This window comes from Plebeiibacterium sediminum, assembly GCF_026013605.1.
GTDB lineage: Bacteria > Bacteroidota > Bacteroidia > Bacteroidales > Marinilabiliaceae > Saccharicrinis > Saccharicrinis sediminus.
In genome coordinates this window covers 1-20,637 of record NZ_JAPDPJ010000059.1, presented here as the reverse complement: position 1 = coordinate 20,637, position 20,637 = coordinate 1, and the positions used below count along the sequence as shown (strand labels likewise).

Here is a 20,637-nt window from a genome sequence, read left to right as displayed (position 1 = left end):
TAAATGACTACCAAAAAAAACTGCCATGCTTTTTTATGCATGGCAGTTGTAATTATTTAATTAACTAATAATTGCTTATTTGTCAAGAAGACTGTCGTAGAAACTATTGAATGCGTCAATGTAATTTTCTTCGTCTTGATAATCTAAAAATGGTTTTCCTGATCCTTTTGCATATTCAATAATTTCACTATTGGCATCAGGATGTCCCTGAATAACTCCATCACTAAAATTCATAGCTAATTTGCTCAGGTTTTTGTGATTGAAAGGAGTAAGGCCTTCATAGTCTGAACTTTCAACTCCTTCTAAAGTAAATTTATCTGGGAATGAAGCAGGAAATTCTTGCTTAAAATCATCGTTATAAACAGAGTAAACTAATTTTGAATTGGCAAAATGAGGATCCTCATTCATTGCTTTTTTAATATACAATGGAACCAATCCGGTAAACCAACCGTGGCAGTGAATAATATCCGGAGTCCATCTTAATTTTTTAGTAGTTTCTAATACCCCACGTGCAAAAAATATCGCTCTTTCATCATTGTCTTCATGTTCCTTCCCTTCTTTATCAACTAAAGTAGATTTTCTATGGAAATAATCTTCATTGTCGATAAAATATACCTGCATACGAGCTGATTGAATTGAAGCCACCTTTATAATTAAAGGGTGATCAGTATCATCAATGATTAAATTCATTCCCGACAAACGGATTACCTCATGAAGCTGGTTCCTTCTTTCATTAATACACCCAAAACGAGGCATGAAAGTTCTGATTTCTTTTCCTTTTTCTTGTATTCCTTGAGGTAGATATCTTCCAATCTTCGACATATGCGATTCGGGAAGGTATGGGGTGATTTCTTGGGAAATAAATAAAACCTTTGTTTTTTCCATCTTATTGTGGTCAAATATTGCTATTGAAAATAATTAAGGTGCAAAATTAACAAAAATAAAGTTCTCAAACAAAGTAGTCCGTTTTTAAATTCTTATCAGATAGGGCTCTGGATGTTTAAAAAAACTTAAATTTTAGTATGGTTATAATGGTTGAAATGTCCTTAGTTTATTTTTTTAATGTGTTGAAAAATAGAATATAATGAAGTTTTTTATGTTTATTATTTTCCGTTAATTAAAATTGTAAAAAGCAATATTACAATATAAATGACAGGAGTACTTTTATTGTATTGTTATTATTATTTACTTTGGGGCGTTTTTTTGAAATTAAATATGGATATTGTTGTTAAGGCAGAGGAACTTAGGAGCTTAATTGACCAAAGTAAGTCCCTCGGTAAGACGATTGGATTTGTTCCAACAATGGGTGCGCTTCACCAAGGTCATATTTCACTTGTGAATAAAGCGTCACAAATGGCTGATGTAATTGTAGTCAGTGTATTTGTAAATCCCAATCAGTTTAATAATGCAGATGATCTTAAAAATTATCCACGCACATTGGATGATGATATAAAAAAGCTGGAAGGTACAGCTTGTAGTATTTTATATCATCCTACTGTTGAAGAGGTATATCCGGAGAAGGATGAACGGATTTTTGACTTTGGTACTCTGGATAAAGTAATGGAAGGAGAATTTCGTCCTGGGCACTTCAATGGGGTAGCACAGGTAGTAAGTCGGTTTTTTGATTTGGTTCAACCAGATAAAGCTTTCTTTGGAGAGAAGGATTTTCAGCAATTAGCAATTATAAAGCGAATGACTGAAATGTTGAATTATAACATTGAAATCGTTCCTTGCAGTATTGTCAGAGAAAGTGATGGATTAGCCATGAGCTCAAGGAATGCGCTGTTGGATGAAGAACACAGAAAAGAAGCTGTTCTTATTTCAAAAACATTATTTGAATCTAAAAAGCTAATTGACACTAAAAATATAAAAGAAGTTGTTAATTTTGTGACCGAAAAAATTAACGACTCTGCTCTCTTAAAAGTAGAATATTTTAATATCGTAGATGGAAATACGCTACAACCTGTTGACGATTGGAGTAAGAGTGATTATATTGTAGGTTGTATAGCTGTGTTTGCAGATAAGGTAAGATTAATAGATAATTTGATTTACAAAACCTTTCATGATGAATGTTGAAGTTGTAAAGTCTAAACTACACAATGTCTCGGTAACAGAGGCAAATTTAAATTATGTGGGAAGTATTACCATAGATGAAGATCTTATGGATGCTGCCACAATTATTGAGAACGAAAAGGTTCAGGTAGTTAATAACAATAATGGTGAGCGTCTAGAAACCTATGTTATTAAAGGAGAGCGAGGATCTGGTGTAATATGTTTAAATGGTGCTGCAGCTAGAAAAGTAGCTGTAGGTGATATCATTATTATTATTACATATGCATCTATGCCTCTGGAGGAAGCAAAACAGTACAAGCCTGTTTTTGTATTTCCTGATACAGAAACTAATAAATTGGTTTAAGAGTATTAATTAAATAATCTTGAATAAGCCCCGGTTAATCCCGGGGTTTGTTTTTTAATCCTATTGATAGTATGAATCAGAAATGTGATTTTAAATCTAAAATTGTTTCGGCAGAAAAAGCGAAAGAAATAGTGTCAGCGTGGCAAAGTCAAGGTGAAAAGGTTGTTTTTACCAATGGTTGTTTTGATTTGGTTCATAGAGGACATGTTGAATATTTGGCTAAAGCTGCTGAAAAAGGAAGTAAATTGGTTTTAGGTTTAAATACAGATTCATCTGTTCAACGTTTAAAAGGTCCTTCAAGACCAATTGTAGATGAAGATAGTAGGGCGGTTTTATTGGCAGCTTTGGGTTTTATTGATGTAGTGGTTTTGTTCGATGAGGATACGCCTTATGAACTAATAAAAACAGTTCAACCGGATGTGTTAGTGAAAGGAGCAGACTATAAACCGGAAGATATTGTTGGATATGATGTGGTAACCGGACGAGGTGGTTCTGTTGAAACAATCACTTTTGTCGAGGGATTTTCTACTACCAATATTATTGAAAAAATATCAGAAGAAGTAAAAGCAAATCTTAAATAGTTGTAAATCATTTAATATGGCCAAGTCTAAATCAGTTTTTGTTTGTCAGAATTGTGGAACAGAATCTCCTAAATGGATTGGTAAGTGTAATTCCTGCGGACAGTGGAATACGTTTGTTGAGGAGCTTGTTGTTAAAGTTTCGAAAAGTTCCGGTGCACAGACTTTTTTTCAAAGTGAGTCAGCAAAACCTGAGGCCATAAAAAATATTGAAATATCAGAACTTCCAAGAATAAATACTTCAAATAAAGAGTTAGATCGCGTTTTAGGAGGAGGTATGGTTCCCGGATCTCTAATATTAGTGGGAGGAGAACCTGGTATAGGAAAGTCTACTTTAGTACTTCAGATGGCCTTAAAGGTTGAGTCTAGAAAAGTACTTTATGTTTCAGGAGAAGAAAGTCCCCAGCAGATAAAATTACGTGCCGATCGAATTCATAAAGGAGGTGATAATTGCCTGGTGGTAAGTGAAACTTCTATGGAGAAGATTCTGGGGCATATAAAAAATGTATCTCCCGATTTGTTGGTTGTTGATTCTATTCAAACAATAAGTAGTGAAGCTATTGATTCTTTGCCAGGGAGTGTTTCTCAAATCAGAGAATGTACTGGTTCTATTTTAAGAGTAGCAAAAGAAAAAAATCTCCCTGTTATATTAATTGGACATATTAATAAAGAGGGGAGCTTGGCTGGTCCTAAGGTTTTAGAGCATATGGTAGATGTAGTTCTTCAGTTTGAAGGCGATCGTAATCATATGTATCGTATTTTGAGATCGATAAAAAATCGTTTTGGCTCTACAGCAGAAATAGGAATATTTGAAATGTTAGGAGATGGATTACGAGAAGTTGTTAATCCTTCCGAATTATTATTATCTCACTATAACCAAAACTTAAGTGGTGTTTCAATTGCTGCTGCAATTGAGGGAATGAGGCCTTTTTTAATAGAAGTTCAGGCTTTGGTGAGTACTGCCGCTTATGGAATGCCACAACGTTCTTCAACAGGATTTGATTTGCGTAGGTTGAATATGTTATTGGCTGTTCTGGAAAAGAGAGCTGGTTTTAAGTTGGCGGTTAAAGATGTATTTTTAAATATTGCAGGAGGTATTAGAGTAAATGATCCGTCAATTGATTTAGCAGTGGTTTGTGCTATTTTATCGTCAAATATTGATGTTTCTTTATCTCAAAATGTTTGTGTGGCAGGAGAGGTTGGTTTGTCTGGAGAAATCAGACCTGTAACAAGAATAGAACAACGTATCGGTGAAGCTGCAAAATTAGGATTTGAACAAATTATTATCCCTAAGTTTAATAAAGGTTTGGATTTGAAAAAGTTTGATATTCAAATTGTGCAAGTCAGTAAACTAGAAGAGGCCTTTAAACTTTTGTTTGCTTAAAGACCTCCTGTTGATTTTTAGGTATTTAAAGAAGAGTTCTAAAAGAACTCTGATTCATCTCCATTGTTATATTTTATTTCTTTGTTAGAATCTTTGTTCTGTGGCTTATTGTCACCATCGCAATCAATATTTAAATTGAAATTTATTGGTTCTTCAAAAATATCTTCCTGAGTAACAGGTATGGATTCATCTTCGTAAACATTTTTCATGTATAAAGCCCAAATCGGTAATGCCATATTTGCACCTTGTCCTAAGTGGATGCCATCAAAGTGAATATCTCTGTCTTCACCACCAACCCAAACTCCTGAAACAAGGTTAGGGGTTACTCCAATAAACCATCCGTCAGATTGATTTTGAGTAGTTCCTGTTTTACCTCCAATTTGTCCGGTAAAGTTATAAGTGTAGCGAAGTCTTACTGCCGTACCTTGATTTACTACTCCTTGCAATAAGTTTAGCATTAAGTAAGCTGTTTGCTCACTAATCACTTCTTTTTTATTAGGAGTGAATTGTGCAATTACATTTCCAAATCGATCCTGAATACGTGTTACCATCATCGGTTCAATGTGAACACCTTTGTTGGCATAGGTACAATAAGCACTGACCATTTCTTGTAGAGAAAAGTCAGGAATACCTAGGCATAATGAAGGAACCGCAGGCATTGGACTTTTAATCCCAAGCTCATGAATCATATGTCTTACTGCCTCTGGGTTGTATTGTTTCATAACCCAGGCTGATATGTTGTTGTTTGAATTGGCTAATCCCCATTTTAGGGTTACCATTTCTCCTTTCCTGTTTTTTCCATCATCATTTGGAGTCCATGTTTTTCCATCTGGTAAAACAAATGTTTGAGGAATATTAGGAACCAAATCACAAGGTGTATGGCCTTCCTGCATGGCAAGCGTATAGATAAGTGGCTTTATTGTTGAACCAACTTGTCTTTTACCTTGAGTAGCCATGTCGTACATAAAGTATTTAAAATTTGGTCCTCCAACATAAGCTTTTACATAGCCATTAGATGGGTCAATAGAAAATAAACTGGCTCTTAAGTAAAACTTAAAGTGTTTTATAGAATCCAGAGGTGTAAGAACAGTATCTTTTTCTCCTTCCCAGGTAAATACTTGCATATCTGTTGGAGTATTGAAGGAATGCATGATAGAATCCATTGATAATCCTTCTTTTTTCAGAATACGATATCTTTCAGAGTTTTTAATGGCTCTGTTGATTATTGATTCGTATTGTTCTTCAGATAGTTTGCTGGTAAAAGGAGCTCGTGTTCTGCCCTTTTTTTCTCTGAAAAATGCTTTTTGTAAATTATTCGATAAATGTTCTTTTACAGCTTCTTCTGCATAAACCTGCATCTTGTAATTTACGGTAGTAAATATTTTCAGTCCATCTCTGTATACATTGTAATGTGTGCCATCTGGTTTAAGGTTTTTATTTATAAAACCATATGCAGGATTGTTTTCCCATTCAATACTGTCTGCAACAAATTTATCCTGAAGCCATGAAGGGTAATTATCTCTTTCGGGTTTTTGAGCATTAAGAGTAAGTCTTAAGTGTTCTCTTAAATATGGAGCAACACCTTCTTTATGGTCGCGTCTGTTAAATTTAAGAGTTAATGGAATATTCTTTAATGAGTCATAGTCTGCATCAGTAATATATTGAGCTTTTCTCATTTGATTTAAAACCACATTTCTTCTGAATTCGGTAGTGTCTTTTCTTCTTACCGGATTAAATAGAGCAGGATTTTTCAACATTCCGATTAAAGTAGCAGCCTCTTCAATTTTAATCGTGTCGGTTGATGTATTGAAAAAAGTTTTAGCAGCAGATTTTATTCCGTAGGCGTCATATATGTAACCTACTTTATTTAAGTACATCGTAAGTATTTCGTTCTTAGTGTAGCTTTTTTCAAGCTTTACTGAAATAACCCATTCGTTAAGTTTTTGTAATCCGCGTTCCCAAATATTTTTTGCCGGATCATGAAATAATAATTTAGCTAACTGCTGGGTGATTGTACTTCCTCCTCCTGAACCTTTGTCGCCCATAATCACGGTTCTGACAAAAACCCGTAGTAATCCTCTTGGGTCTATCCCTGAGTGATCATAAAATCTCACATCCTCAGTAGCTACAAGTGCATTTACAAGATAAGGAGATAGCTGATCGTATTCAATAAAAGTCCTGTTTTCGATAGCAAAGTTTCCTAAAACTTTTCCATCTTCTGAAATAATCTCCGTTGCAATGCTGTTTTTTGGATTTTCAAGTTCTTCAAATGAAGGCATGACACCAAGAAGGCCCCGAGCAATTAAAAAGAAAAGTAAAAAAACCAAGATAAAAGCAGTTGTTACGATTCCCCAAAACCAATAAAGTACTTTTTTTATTTTAGGATTATTTGTAGACATAAGTTGTAATGTTGAAATTTTGCCGTAAAATTAGCATTTTTACGTTATTATTATAAAATTAAAGTTTGGATGTAAGTATTTAATTCAAATTAGTCAATTTGAATGTATTATTAAATGCAGTACTTTATTGCTTAATGTAAATCTTGAAGCAATTGATTTAGTATTGTGCGATAATTTTTTAAATTTGACGCCTTTAATGAAAATAACGAATTTTTTATCCCTTTAGTGCAATCTTAATAAGTTGTATTACAAAAAAGGGTCAAATATAGATTTGAGATGGCAAAAAAGAGCGCAGCAAGTGAAGGTAATCTTGTTATTGTAGAGTCCCCGGCCAAAGCAAAGACAATTGAAAAATTCCTGGGTAAGGATTTTTTGGTTAAGTCAAGCTATGGTCATATTAGGGATTTGGCAAAAAAAGATTTTGGGATTGATATAGATAATAATTATTTACCTCATTATATCGTTTCCGATGACAAAAAGGAGGTAGTAAAAGAATTAAAGAAATTATCTAAGGAAGTCAAAACTGTATGGCTCGCTTCCGATGAGGACCGCGAAGGGGAGGCCATTGCGTGGCACTTATATGATGAATTAGGTTTGTCGCCGGAAAATACTAAAAGAATTGTTTTTCATGAGATTACTAAACCTGCTATTTTAAATGCGGTTGAAAATCCCAGAGATATAAATATTGATTTGGTAAATGCGCAGCAAGCCAGGCGTGTTTTAGATCGATTAGTAGGTTTTGAATTGTCCCCGGTATTGTGGAAGAAAGTTAAACCTTCCTTGTCAGCAGGCCGAGTTCAGTCTGTTACTGTGCGCCTGATAGTAGAACGAGAACGAGAAATTTTTGATTTCAAAGCAGAGTCCACTTATCGTGTAACAGCTGTTTTTATCGTGAAAGATAAAGATGGTAAAGTTTCTGAAATGAAAGCAGAACTGTCCAAGCGTTTTAAAACATTGGAGGAAACAAAGAGCTTTTTGGAGCAGTGTAAAGATGCCCGATGGTCTGTTTCTGCAGTGACTAAAAAGCCGCTTAAAAAATCCCCAGCTGCACCTTTTACAACTTCAACATTACAGCAGGAAGCAAGTAGAAAGTTAGGTTTTTCTGTTTCTCAGACCATGTCTGTAGCTCAAAAGTTGTACGAAGCTGGTAAGATTACATACATGCGTACCGACTCGGTTAATTTAGCAGATGCAGCCTTAAAAATGGCAGCAGATCAAATTAATGGGGAAATGGGCGAAAAGTACTTAAAAATTAGGAAGTATCAGACTAAAAGTAAGGGTGCTCAGGAAGCTCACGAAGCCATTCGTCCTGCATATATGGATCAACCAACTGTTTCGGGAACACAGCAGGAACAGAAGTTGTATGAATTGATTTGGAAAAGAACCATAGCATCACAAATGAGTGATGCGGAGTTGGAAAAAACAACGATAAATATAGCTGCAGAAGGAATTCAGGAAAATTTTGTAGCAACAGGTGAAGTAATCAAATTTGATGGTTTCTTAAAAGTATATATTCAATCTTCAGAAAATGAAGGTGATCATGAGGTAGAAGAGGATAGTGGATTATTACCTCCGATGACTGTGGGTGATGCTCTTGATGTTGATATGATCGAGGCAAGAGAAAGATGGAGCCAAAAACCTCCAAGATATTCAGAAGCTTCTCTGGTTAAAAAATTAGAGGATCTTGGTATCGGTCGACCTTCAACTTATGCACCAACTATTTCTACAGTTCAAAATAGAGGGTATGTTGTAAAGGAGGAGCGAGAAGGAAAAGAAAGAGATTATCATTATCTCATGTTAAAAGGTAAGGAGTTAGTTTCTGAAATCAAGACTGAGATTACCGGTGCAGAGAGAAATAAATTATTTCCAACGGATATAGGAATGGTTGTTAATGATTTTCTTATGAAATATTTTCCAAATATTGTAAGTTATGATTTTACCGCCAAGGTTGAAATGGAGTTTGATGAAATCTCATTAGGAAAAATTGTATGGAATGATGCAATTGATTCCTTTTATAAGAGTTTTCATAAACAAGTAGAGGATACTTTAGAGAATTCAGAAAGGAATACCGGTGAGCGAATTTTAGGAGAAGATCCTAAAACAGGGAAGCCTGTGATTGTTAAGATTGGGCGTTATGGTCCTATGGCTCAGTTAGGTGAGAGTAGTGAAGATAATGAAGTAGAGAAACCAAAATTTGCATCCTTGCAAAAAGGACAGCATCTAGAAACAATAACGCTCGACGAGGCATTGAAGTTGTTTGATCTTCCAAGAGACTTGGGATTGTATGAGAACAAGAAAGTAGTTGTAGGAATTGGACGTTTTGGTCCATATGTTCGTCACGATGCTAAGTTTGTATCCCTTAAAAAAGGAATAGATGATCCTTTGTCAATTGAATTGGATAGAGCAATTGAATTAATTGAGGAAAAAAGAAAGGCCGATAAAGAGAAGTTTATTAAGAGTTTTGATGAAGATGCTGATCTGCAAATCCTGAATGGAAGATGGGGACCATATATCTCATATCAAAAGAAAAATTATAAAATACCTAAAGATACAGATCCTAAAAAGTTAACCTTTGATGATTGTCAAAAGTTGATGAAAGAGGGGGGAAGTAAGACGACAAAAAAGAAAGCGGCAGCAAAATCAACTAAAACAAAAACAGCTAAGTCAACAAAGGCAAAAAGCACCAAAAAATAATAATTGAATTGTGACTATTAAAGATTTCTTAGAACCTGTAAAAAAGCCTCAGTTTATTTCTTCTTTTATGAAGGAAGATGAAGCGCTGTGTAGTCAGATTGAATATGGTTTTTTTAGTAAGGATGATGAGGAAATAAGTAAATATGATGTCGCAATTATTGGAATTGAGGATGCTAAGAATGCTCTGGACAATAAAGGAGTTGAATTAGCTGCAGACTATATTAGGACGCAGCTGGGATTGTTAAGAAAAACAACCAGAGAATTAAAGATAATTGATTTAGGAAATATAAAAGGAAATACACTTGATGACAGGTATTTCGCACTTAGAGAGGTTGGGAGTAAACTTATAAAGTATCAGGTGTTTGTAGTAGTTCTGGGTGGTGCTCAGGATTATTTGTTACCTGTAATTCAAAGCCTGACTACTGTGGATGATGAAATCGCAATAAGTTTAATTGATTCAAGGTTAGATTTTGCAGTTGAGGAGGTAGAGTACTCGTCAAAATCTTATTTGTCTCATATAAAATCTGAATTTGCGTCACAAATTTTTGAACTTAACATATTAGGAGTTCAAAAGTATTTTGTTGGGTCATCTCAGGATGAATTAATGAGAGAGATGTGTTGGGAATATGTGAGATTGGGTGATATTAGAAATGAAAATATAAAATATACAGAACCATTTCTAAGAGATGCTGATGTTGTAGGTTTTGATGTTGGAGCCATACAAAGTTCATATATTCCTTATTATAATAATATTAACGTAAATGGACTAACAGGTTATGAGGCTTGTCAGATAGCCTGGTATTCAGGGTTAAGTGATAAATTAAAGTTTTTTTGTCTTCAGGAATATAATCCATCATTAGATATTGATCGTAAAGGCACTATGTTATGTGCTCAGATCATTTGGCATTTGTTAGAGGGAGAATCGTTAAAGATTACAGAAGTTCCAAGTGTGGAATCGGAGAATTATAAAATATTTGTTGTTCATTTGCACAATTTTAATCAAGATATACGTTTCTATACTAACAGGGTAAATGGCAGATGGTGGATAGAAGTGCCCTGGAAAGAATCAATAAGATTGTTATCTTGTAGTAAAGATGTTTATGATGATACTCAAAAAGGTAACCTCCCTGATAAATGGTGGAGGTTTTTCCGAAAGGGGGCGATGAAATAATATCTTTTATAAAAAAATAACATGTTTAAATCATAAAAACGAAACCTTTATAAATAAATTAAAGTATACGAATTCAGTTTTTTTTCGGAAATATTAGTGCAAGGTTAATTTTAATATGTTGATAATGATTGACTTGTAAATGAGAAGAAAAATGAGAGTTCTTTGAGTTTTTTATATCTAAAGTAAATGGTTAGGAGAATTCTGATTTTTGTTATATTTTGCATTGCCGCAAATATGAATGCGCAGTACGATCCACAGTTCAGTCAAAATATGTTTAACATGCTGGCTGTCAACCCTGGATATGCAGGTTCTTCGGAATCTATAAATTTGCTGGCATTGAACAGAAATCAGTGGAGCGGAGAATATGGAATTCAAACAACAGTGTTTAGTGGTGATATGCCTTTAAACCTTTTAGGAATGGATTCTGGTGTAGGGCTGACCATTGTGAATGATGAAGTTGGTTTCTTTACAAATTTGTCCATGCTTTTAAATTATTCAGCAAAGTTTGAACTTAAAAGAGGGACAATTGGTTTAGGATTAAGTCTAGGGTTAATCAACCAAAGTCTAGACGGATCAAAGTTTAAGCTGCCAGATGGAGAAGTGTATACTAAAGCAGATCAAGATCCTGTGTTAACTAATGCAGAAGTTACAGGATCAGCTTTTGATGCAGGTTTTGGAGTTTTTTATCAAGAAAAGAAATTCTATGCTGGTGCATCTTTGTCGCATTTAACTAAACCTAAAATAGATTACAATGATGGAAATTTTTTTACAATAAGTAGAACCTTTTTCCTAACATGTGGGTATAACCATAAAATTGAAGATACATCATATGAGATTTTACCTTCTGTGTTTTATAAAACAGATGGAGCTAGTTTTCAGATAGATGTAAATACTTTAGTGAGATATAAAAACCGATTTTGGGGCGGATTAAGCTATAGGTTACAAGATGCTATAGTTTTATTGGCCGGGATAGAGTTGAAGAATGGAGTTCGGTTTGGATATAGTTATGATGTAACTACTTCAGCTGTTGCAACAGCAGGCAATGGAGGAAGTCATGAATTAATGATAGGTTACAATTTTGATATTAATTTTGAGAAGCGAACAAAACGCTACAAAAGCGTTAGATATTTATAGAAGAAAAAGTTTAGAAATTAAAATACCGATAGTCTGAAACATTATGAAAAAAGTACTAGCTCTTAGTGTTATAATAGTCACTATTCTTAGCGGATGTAGTAATTCCGGCGGCGGTGAACTTATTGGCGTTGAACGTCGTGGTACCTTTTATGAGCCAGATCCATATGGAATGTTATTTATTCCACAAGGAAGCTTTAATATGGGACCTAATGATCAGGATGCCGCTTGGTCACTTACTGCTCAGTCAAAAACTGTGTCCGTACGTTCATTCTGGATGGATGAAACAGAAATTACAAATACAGAATATCGCCAGTTTGTATATTGGGTTAGAGATTCAATTGCTCGCAAATTGTTAGGCGACCAATTCGAAGAATTTGTGATTGCTGAAGATATGTATGGTAATGAAATAGATCCACCGTTCCTAAACTGGGATGAGGAGATTGATTGGGAAAATGAGGAATATGCAGAAATATTAGATGAAATGTATCTTCCTGAAAATGAAAGATTTTTCCGAAGAAAAGAAATTGATACGCGTAAGTTAAATTATGAATATCAATGGGTGGATATGCAACAAGCAGCTAAAAAGACAAATCGTTTTAATTTTGAAACTAAGCAATATGAAGGTGTTGCTTATAACCAAAAAGGAGAAGAGGAAGTAATTAGAGATCGTTCAGCATTTATTATGGATGATGTTGTTAATGTATATCCTGATACTTTATGTTGGATTGCTGACTTTACTTATTCTTTTAATGAACCTTGGACTGAAAAGTATTTCTGGCATCCAGGCTTTGATGAGTATCCTGTTGTTGGTGTTTCTTATAAACAAGCAACCGCATTTACTATCTGGAGATCCAGATTCATGAATAATTATTTAAGAAGTAAAGGTCAACCTGAGGTAATGGACTATCGTTTACCAACAGAGGCCGAATGGGAATATGCATCTAGAGGTGGTTTAGAAAACGCAATGTATCCTTGGGGAGGGATGTATACACGTAATGATAAAGGTTGTTTCTTAGCAAACTTTAAACCACTAAGAGGTCGTTATGGAGATGATGGTGCTTTATCAACTTTATTAGTTGGATCATATGCTCCTAATGATTTTGGTTTATTTGATATGTCAGGTAATGTTGCTGAGTGGACATCAAGTGCATTTGATGAATCAGCTTATAGTTTCACTCACGATTTTAACCCAACATATAAATATAATGCATTGCCAGATGATCCTCACGTAATGAAACGTAAAGTTATTAGAGGTGGGTCATGGAAAGATATCGGTTATTATTTACAATGTGGAACTCGTACATATGAATATCAAGATTCTGCTAAATCTTATATAGGATTTAGATGTGTAAGAGATTATATCGGTAACTAATAAATAAAACAGAATTTTAGAAGTAAATTTGAATTAACACAATACACTATGAGTATTACTGAATTTGTAGAGAGTCCCGGATATAAGAAAGTAATGGGTAAAGTATATGGAATTGGTGCCGCGGTAGTAATTCTTGGAGCTTTATGGAAGATTCTTCACCTACAGGGTGCATCGATTATGCTTATTGCAGGATTAGGTACTGAAGCAATTATTTTCTTTTTGTCGGCGTTTGAACCGCCACATGAAATGCCGGATTGGAGCTTAGTATATCCAGAACTAGTTGGTTTGGAACCAAGAAACGCTGGACACGGAACTGGTGGTGGAGGTAGTGAACTTCAAGCGCTGATACAATCAGGGAATCTTGATGAAGCTACAGTTGCTAAATTATCAGAAGGGATAAAAAAACTAGGAGCAACATCTTCTCAATTAGCAGATCTAAGTGATGCTTCGGTAGCAACGCAGAGCTATTTACAAAATATTCAAAATGCCTCAGAATCTGTAGGTAAATTTGGAAATGTACAGGCTAAAACAGCTCAGGTAATTGAAGAAAGTGCTAATGCTTTGGCAAACTCGTATGCTACAACTGCAAGTCAGTTAACAGACTCAAGTAATAATTTATTACAAGGAATGAATGCTTCAGGGGAAGCAGTTACTGCTGCTTATGCCGCTTTAAGTACTAGTATATCGTCAAATATTGATGGAATCTCAGAAAGTAGTAAAGCATATAGTAATAAATTACAAGAAGTTAATGGTAATCTTTCAGCTGTAAATTCATTGTATGAATTACAATTAAAAGGTTCTAAAGCTCAAGTTGAAGCTACTGAAGAATTAACTTCAGGATTAGGTGAGATTAAGGATTATTTAAAACAATCAGTTGAGCAAGCAAAGGATTATCGTGATCAAATATCATCATTAAATAAAACGGTAGGAGAGTTAAATACTATTTACGGTAATATGCTTAGTGCAATGAATGTTGGGGGTAACCGCTAATGATTAATAAAAATAGTAATTACTAAAAAGATTATTGAATTATGAGTGGTGGAAATTGTCCAGAAACCCCCAGACAGAAAATGATTGGGATGATGTATCTCTTTCTTACAGCAATGCTTGCATTGAATGTGTCAGGGGAGTTATTACAAGCTTTCGTTACTATGGATGAAGGTTTTGTTCAATCAAGAGAAACTGTAGAGAAAAAGAATAATGTATTATATGCTCAATTTGAAAATGCCTATACAACAAATGAGCAAAAAGTTGGGGCATATTGGGATAAAGCAAACAAAATCAAAGAAGAAGCTGAAGCTTTAGTATCTCATATGCAGGACTTAAAGTTGCAGTTTGCTCAAAAATCAAGTGGTCCTGAGGCAACACCTGAGAATTATACAGGTATTGACAATCAGGATATAGCACCCCAAGTTATGATTACGGAACAAGGTGGTGAAAGGAGTAAAGTTCTTAAGGAAAAAATAAATCAATTCAAAGAATTATTATTAAGTCATCTAGATGAAAATGAGCCTGAGGATACAACATTCATTCACGCCTATAAAAATGTTTTCAATACTGAGCCTATTGCTGGAGAAAAAGATGTAAAAAAGTCTTGGGAGAGTACAAAATTTGAACATGTGCCTCTATCTGCATCAATGGCAATGCTAAGTAAGATTCAAGGTGATGTAAGAAATGCTGAATCAGATATGATAGCCTATCTATATAATAAAATTGATCAGGCATCGTATAAATTTACAAAAGTTGAGCCGTTAGTAATACCAGAAGATAAGTCTGTTGTTAAAGGAGGTACATATCGTGCAAAAATTTTAATGGCTGCGTATGATGAAACTGCCTTACCTCAGATTACAGTTAATGGTAAAGAGTTATTGGTAGAAGGAGGATATGGTATGTTAGAAATACCAGCTACCTCAGTTGGAGATAAAAAGTGGACGGGACATATTTTGATGAAACAGCCAGATGGAACTCCAAAGAAGTACGAAATTGGTAGTGATTATATCGTTAATCAACCAAATGCTGTTATTTCTCCAACTAAAATGAATGTATTTTATGAAGGAGTTGATAATCCGGTTGAGATTTCTGTTCCTGGTGTAAATTCGCGAGATCTAAAGGTTACAATGACAAATGTGACACCAAGAAAGAATGGTAATGAATACATTGTAAAACCTCAAGCAGGTACTGCTGGTAAAAAAAGTATTATTACTGTTTCTGCTGAATTAGATGGAAAAGTTCAGAAAATTGGTAGTCAGGAGTTTCGTATTAAAAGGGTTCCGGATCCAATTCCTGTAGTAGCGGGTTTAAGTGGTGGAAAAATTGCTAAGAATTTGTTAAGAGCTCAATCAGGTGTATTTGCGGATATGAAAGATTTTGATTTTGATCTTAAATTCAATATAACAAGATTTACAGTATCTGTTTTAAAAAATGGATATATTGTGGATGAAGTTTCTAAGAGTAGTTCTTTTACTGACGCACAGAGAGAGCTAATTGGAAATATGAATAGAGGACAGAAAGTTTCAATTGAAGATGTTAGAGCTAAAGGTCCTGATGGTAGAACCAGAAGTTTAGGAACAATCACATTTGTTTTAGATTAATAAAAAAATATCAAATATAAAATTGTATCAGCAAACTTATTTAATTAACTCTGACTTTATTAAGTTTGCATTCCAATAAAAAAAATACATATGAAAAAGTTGTTCTTCTTGTTTATTCTATTTGTGTTATTAGTGGGTGGTCATTCTACTGTAAAAGCACAAAATGTTTTGGATGGTATTTATCCTAAGGAACATGTTTTAAACCGTAAACCAATTCCATATACTCACGTAAGAGAAGCGGATGTGATGTGGGCAAAAAAGGTTTGGAGAGTTATTGATCTACGAGAAAAAATTAATTTACCTTTATATTATCCTGTTAAAACTATGGATGGTAGATTAAGTTTGATACAGTTACTTATGCAAGGTATCCAGTACGAAGGTTTAACTGCTTATTCAACAAAATATGAAGATGAATTTAAGGTAGCAATGAGTATTGATCAGGTAATGCAAGAAATGGGTGCTGTAAATGATACAGTGGAAATATTGCAAGAAGATGGAACTTATTCACCTCAGGTTATTACAGGAGAACTAAGACCAGAAGAAGTAAAACAGTTTCTATTAAAAGAAGTTTGGTTTTTTGATCGTAATTATTCTCGTTTGGATGTAAGAATTATCGGTATTTGTCCAATTAGAGAGTATACTAAAACAACTGGCGGTGAAGAACAAGTTGCAAGAAGACAAGCATTCTGGATTTACTTTCCTGAAGCAAGAGAAGTGTTAGCTCGTAATGAAGTATTTAATGCTCATAATGATGCACAAAGAAGAACTTTTGATGATATTTTTATGAAGAGATATTTCGGAAGTTATATTGTAAGGGAATCAAACGTGTATAACAATCGTCGTATTGATCAGTATGCTGTAGGAATGGAAGCAATGTTAGAATCTGATAGAATTAAATCAGAAATCTTTAGTTTCGAACATGATTTATGGGAGTTTTAAGAAGAACTTTATATAATAAAAAAAAGGAGTGCTTTAGTACTCCTTTTTTTATTTATAGCAATTTATAATTATTCATCAGGAAATTGATTGGCGATATCTGCAGTAAATTGTCTAATTTGTTGTTCGTTTGATTTTGGACAAATTAGTAAGCAGTTGTTTGATTCTGCAATAATGTAGTCATTCAGTCCTTGAATGATAGCTTTTGTATTATGGGGCAAATTTACAATGCAATTAGAAGACTCATAAGTAAGTACTTTACCAGTATTAATTGCGTTATTGTTATTATCCTTAGATGAATGTTCATATAAAGACGACCAGGTTCCTAAATCACTCCAACCAACTTCAGCTGTTAAAACAAATACATTGTTGGCTTTTTCCATAATGCCGTAATCAATTGAAATGTTTTTGCAATCTACATAAATATTCTTTATTGATTCTTGTTCATCAACAGTATCTATTTTATCCTCTATGCTATTAAATAGTTGTTGAATGTCCTGCAAGTGGCAATCAAAGGCATTTGAAATTGAACTTAATTTCCATAAGAAAATACCTGAATTCCAGAAGAATTCGCCACTTTCAAAAAATATTTTGGCTAATTCTAAATTAGGTTTCTCTGTAAATGTTTTAACAGGTTCTATTTCTCCTAGTGTTTTAGAGGTATCGTCATTTACTTGAATATATCCATAACCTGTTTCCGGGCGATGGGGTTTTAATCCAATTGTTAACAATGCATCTTGATTTTCAACAAAATCAATTCCTTTAAGGATTGTTGTTTCAAATTCTGTTTGTTTAAGAATCAAGTGATCTGCAGGAGTTACGATTATTGAAGCATCCGGATTTCTTTTCTTTATCCATGAGTTTGCATAAGCTATGCATGGAGCAGTGTTTCTCCTAAATGGTTCTGTTAAAACTTGATTTGGTTTAAGTAGTGGTAATTGTTCTAAAACAATATCTTTATATTCAATACTTGTTACAACTAAAAAATTCTCAGGAGGACAAATAGATGAAAATCGGTCGAATGTTTGCTGAATTAAAGTACGTCCAGTACCTAAAATGTCTAGGAATTGTTTAGGGGTTTCTTGTCTGCTTAAAGGCCAGAATCTACTTCCAATTCCTCCGGCCATAATGACACAATATCTGCTTGAAGTTTTCATGTAAATAAGTGTATGTTATATTTAGATCGTGAATTTACCTAAAAAGGTTTAGAATAAAAATCAAATATTATAAATCCCATTGTTTATTGAATAATAAGTAAGTTAAGTACTATTTTCTATATCTATATTTTGTTTGTTCCTTAATGATTTTGGGACATTACTTCTGAATAATTTTTATAGTGATAATTAAGTTGCTATTTTTAGCCAAAATAGTATTCATGAGATTTGTATTTCATATTGGAAGGTATTTTATGTTTCTGAATAGGGTTTTTAAACGACCAGAGAAATTTAAAATATTTGTTAAGCAGTTTTTTAAAGAAGCCGAAAAACTTGGAACTAATTCAGTTGGTATTGTTGTAATCATTTCTGTCTTTATGGGGGCCGTTATTACTTTACAAACTGCCTATAATTTAGATATGGCTTTTATTCCAAAATATACCATTGGTTTGGCGGCAAGAGAATCAGTTCTTCTGGAATTCTCCTCTACCATTGTAGGTCTTATAATGGCAGGAAAGGTTGGATCTAATATTGCTTCAGAAATTGGTAGTATGAAGGTGACTGAGCAAATTGACGCTATAGAGATTATGGGAATAAATTCATCATCCTTTTTAGTACTACCTAAAATTCTTGCATTGGTTTTTATGATGCCATTATTAACTGTAATTAGTATGGGAATTGGTATATCTGGTGGATGGATCGCAGGTTTTGTCTCTGGAGAGGTTCCTTCAACAGATTATATATATGGTATTCAATATTCTTTTAAACCATTCTATATTGTTTATTCCGTTATTAAATCTGCAGTTTTTGGTTTTTTGATTTCTTCTATTTCTTCATATCAGGGCTATTATGTTGAAGGAGGATCTTTAGAAGTTGGTATTGCTAGTACTAAAGCCGTGGTGGTCAGTAGTGTTCAAATTATTTTGTTTAATTTATTATTAACTCAGTTACTATTGGCATGATAGAAGTTCGAAATGTAAATAAGACCTTTAATAAAAAACAAATATTATTTGATGTTTCTGCAAAATTCGAAGCTGGTCAAACAAATTTAATAATAGGGCAGAGTGGACATGGGAAAACGGTTCTGTTAAAATCAATAGTAGGATTACATTCTATCGATTCTGGTGAAATAATATATGGAAATAAGGTTTTTTCAGGAATGTCCTTTACGGATCAAAAGGAAATAAGGCAACAAATAGGTATGTTGTTTCAAGGTTCTGCATTATTTGATTCATTGACAGTAGAAGAAAATGTGAAATTTCCACTAGACATGTTTTCGAATAAATCAACTGAAGAGAAACTTGATCGAGTTAATTTCTGTTTAAATAGAGTGAATTTAGAAAATGTCAATCATCTTTATCCATCTGAGATCAGTGGAGGTATGCAAAAACGGGTTGCTATTGCCAGGGCTATAGCACTAAATCCAAAATATCTTTTTTGTGATGAGCCTAATTCCGGGTTAGATCCAAAAACCTCCATTGTAATAGATAATTTGATTTATGAAATTACAAAGGAATATGGAATTACTACTATTATGAATACACATGATATGAACTCTGTCATGGCAATTGGAGAGAAGATAATATATATTCATTCGGGTAGAAAACTTTGGGAAGGAAATAAAGAAGATATTTTAGTTGCCAAGGAAAAGGAATTGAACGATTTTGTGTTTGCTTCGGAATTGTTTAAGCGTATTAAAAGAAATGTGTAAATAACCACTGGCTATGGTAGACTATAGAAAATCTCGAATAGTATATTGATATGATAAATTTTTGTGATGACTTACTCAAACAAATAAATAAAAATCATCAAGATTCAGGAATTGATTTTATTAATGTACCATATATTGATGTTGATATACGACTTGTTGATAAACAGTATAAGGGATTAATGCAATGTAAGAAGATGTTTCCAACAGCCTTTAAAACATCTTATGTAAATACGGAAATAAAAAATAATCTGCTCAACAGGATAAAACTAAAAGGGAAAAACATTCCCTTCGTAAATGAGAGTTCTTTAAAAGTACAGTCCTTTGCAACTTCTCCTTTGATTTTTAATTTGCAGTATATAGCATTTACTATTGATGAAATTAAAGAAGATGATTTTACGGAAAATACATTTAATAGTTTTGATGAATTTTTTAGCTTTTATGAAGCCAGAGATAAAATGCAAGGACTTGTTTATAGAGGGAATACTTCATTTGAAAATTATCTAAACTCAGAGCTGGGAGAAAACTATTCGAGCGGACAATTAATTGATTTTATTGACAGATATTATGATTTGTACAAACAAACGGATATAACACCAAAGCATTTTAGATTGCTTTACTCATGTTTGGGTCAATATATTGACAATATTGGTAATGATGCTTTTGATTTGTTTATGAAAAGTAGAGATGGTCAATTATCTTGGAGAGATGCCACAATCACTTTTCTAAAATCTAAATATTCTTTTTCTTCTAAATTTTCTCAAACAATTTGCAATAAGATATTCTCTTAAAGTGATGAACATTTTCTTGTGATGCATGTTTTATTATATATTGATTAAATTATAAGAAATAGCTTGAAAGCAAAAGGGGAGCCGAATGTTTGAGGTTAGTTTAAGAGTTGGGATTAGTTAAGGCTCCTCTTTTTATTTTCGAGGTTTACTATTCGGTTCGAAACTTACAAAAAAAAATCCCTAATTAACCCCTTGACAAAAAGTGGTTTACTTGTTACCTTGGAGTTTCTGCAAAATAAATAATTCAATTTTGTTTGGATGTTAGAATTAAAAGCTATTTCTTTGCACCCGCTTTGAACGAAAGGCGAG

The 20,637-nt window shown here is 33.6% G+C and carries 17 protein-coding genes; 14 read left to right on the top strand and 3 right to left on the bottom strand.

What is annotated here, in order from left to right:
• Positions 1-75 precede the first annotated feature (75 nt).
• Complete coding sequence (locus tag OM075_RS19285) at positions 76-885, bottom strand: glycogen/starch synthase (RefSeq protein WP_301192183.1); 810 nt, start codon at positions 883-885, stop codon at positions 76-78.
• 264 nt (positions 886-1,149) lie between these two features.
• On the opposite strand from OM075_RS19285, the gene panC reads away from it, so the two are divergent.
• The 4 genes from panC (at position 1,150) to radA (ending at position 4,378) form a co-directional block, all read left to right on the top strand.
• Positions 1,150-2,076, top strand: a complete 927-nt coding sequence (panC, locus tag OM075_RS19280; protein WP_301192182.1) for a pantoate--beta-alanine ligase — start codon at positions 1,150-1,152, stop codon at positions 2,074-2,076.
• The gene (panD, locus tag OM075_RS19275) at positions 2,066-2,416 is read left to right on the top strand and encodes an aspartate 1-decarboxylase (protein ID WP_301192181.1); all 351 of its coding nucleotides are present in this window, start codon (positions 2,066-2,068) and stop codon (positions 2,414-2,416) included. The genes panC and panD overlap by 11 nt, the downstream gene beginning before the upstream one ends.
• Before the next feature lie 71 nt (positions 2,417-2,487).
• Entirely contained in the window at positions 2,488-2,997 is a 510-nt protein-coding gene (gene rfaE2, locus OM075_RS19270; RefSeq protein WP_301192180.1) for a D-glycero-beta-D-manno-heptose 1-phosphate adenylyltransferase, read from the top strand.
• Positions 2,998-3,013: 16 nt separating this feature from the next.
• On the top strand, positions 3,014-4,378 hold the full coding sequence (gene radA / locus OM075_RS19265; RefSeq protein ID WP_301192179.1) for a DNA repair protein RadA: 1,365 nt from the start codon (positions 3,014-3,016) through the stop codon (positions 4,376-4,378).
• Between the two features lie 38 nt (positions 4,379-4,416).
• On the opposite strand, the gene OM075_RS19260 is transcribed toward radA, so the two are convergent.
• Positions 4,417-6,777, bottom strand: a complete 2,361-nt coding sequence (locus OM075_RS19260; RefSeq protein WP_301192178.1) for a transglycosylase domain-containing protein — start codon at positions 6,775-6,777, stop codon at positions 4,417-4,419.
• A gap of 276 nt (positions 6,778-7,053) precedes the next feature.
• On the opposite strand from OM075_RS19260, the gene topA reads away from it, so the two are divergent.
• The 7 genes from topA to porN all read left to right on the top strand — a co-directional run bounded on the left by topA (position 7,054) and on the right by porN (position 16,678).
• Positions 7,054-9,471, top strand: coding sequence for a type I DNA topoisomerase (topA, locus tag OM075_RS19255; protein ID WP_301192177.1), 2,418 nt, complete (start codon positions 7,054-7,056; stop codon positions 9,469-9,471).
• A 10-nt stretch (positions 9,472-9,481) separates the two neighbouring features.
• Positions 9,482-10,642, top strand: a complete 1,161-nt coding sequence (locus OM075_RS19250) for an arginase family protein (RefSeq protein WP_301192176.1) — start codon at positions 9,482-9,484, stop codon at positions 10,640-10,642.
• A gap of 186 nt (positions 10,643-10,828) precedes the next feature.
• Positions 10,829-11,776 (top strand): PorP/SprF family type IX secretion system membrane protein, encoded by a 948-nt coding sequence (locus OM075_RS19245; protein ID WP_301192175.1) that lies wholly within the window; start codon positions 10,829-10,831, stop codon positions 11,774-11,776.
• Positions 11,777-11,819: 43 nt separating this feature from the next.
• Complete coding sequence (gene porK, locus OM075_RS19240; RefSeq protein ID WP_301192174.1) at positions 11,820-13,148, top strand: T9SS ring complex lipoprotein PorK/GldK; 1,329 nt, start codon at positions 11,820-11,822, stop codon at positions 13,146-13,148.
• A gap of 48 nt (positions 13,149-13,196) precedes the next feature.
• Positions 13,197-14,138: a type IX secretion system motor protein PorL/GldL gene (gene porL, locus OM075_RS19235; protein WP_301192173.1), complete on the top strand. Its 942-nt coding sequence runs from the start codon at positions 13,197-13,199 to the stop codon at positions 14,136-14,138.
• A 41-nt stretch (positions 14,139-14,179) separates the two neighbouring features.
• The gene (porM, locus tag OM075_RS19230) at positions 14,180-15,739 is read left to right on the top strand and encodes a type IX secretion system motor protein PorM/GldM (protein ID WP_301192172.1); all 1,560 of its coding nucleotides are present in this window, start codon (positions 14,180-14,182) and stop codon (positions 15,737-15,739) included.
• Between the two features lie 90 nt (positions 15,740-15,829).
• The gene (gene porN / locus OM075_RS19225; protein WP_301192171.1) at positions 15,830-16,678 is read left to right on the top strand and encodes a type IX secretion system ring subunit PorN/GldN; all 849 of its coding nucleotides are present in this window, start codon (positions 15,830-15,832) and stop codon (positions 16,676-16,678) included.
• A gap of 68 nt (positions 16,679-16,746) precedes the next feature.
• Here the strand turns inward: porN and OM075_RS19220 are convergent, their stop codons facing one another.
• Complete coding sequence (locus OM075_RS19220; RefSeq protein ID WP_301192170.1) at positions 16,747-17,832, bottom strand: mannose-1-phosphate guanylyltransferase; 1,086 nt, start codon at positions 17,830-17,832, stop codon at positions 16,747-16,749.
• A gap of 218 nt (positions 17,833-18,050) precedes the next feature.
• Between OM075_RS19220 and OM075_RS19215 the strand changes: the two genes are divergently transcribed.
• From OM075_RS19215 to OM075_RS19205, 3 genes are read left to right on the top strand one after another with little or no spacing between them, the layout of a single operon-like run.
• A complete protein-coding gene (locus OM075_RS19215; protein ID WP_301192169.1) occupies positions 18,051-18,791 on the top strand; it encodes an MlaE family ABC transporter permease in 741 nt (246 codons plus the stop codon).
• Entirely contained in the window at positions 18,788-19,540 is a 753-nt protein-coding gene (locus OM075_RS19210; RefSeq protein WP_301192168.1) for an ABC transporter ATP-binding protein, read from the top strand. The genes OM075_RS19215 and OM075_RS19210 overlap by 4 nt, the downstream gene beginning before the upstream one ends.
• Positions 19,541-19,590: 50 nt before the next feature.
• Positions 19,591-20,328 carry a hypothetical protein gene (locus tag OM075_RS19205; RefSeq protein WP_301192167.1) on the top strand — a complete coding sequence of 246 codons (738 nt, stop codon included), beginning with the start codon at positions 19,591-19,593 and terminating at the stop codon, positions 20,326-20,328.
• Positions 20,329-20,637 lie beyond the last annotated feature (309 nt).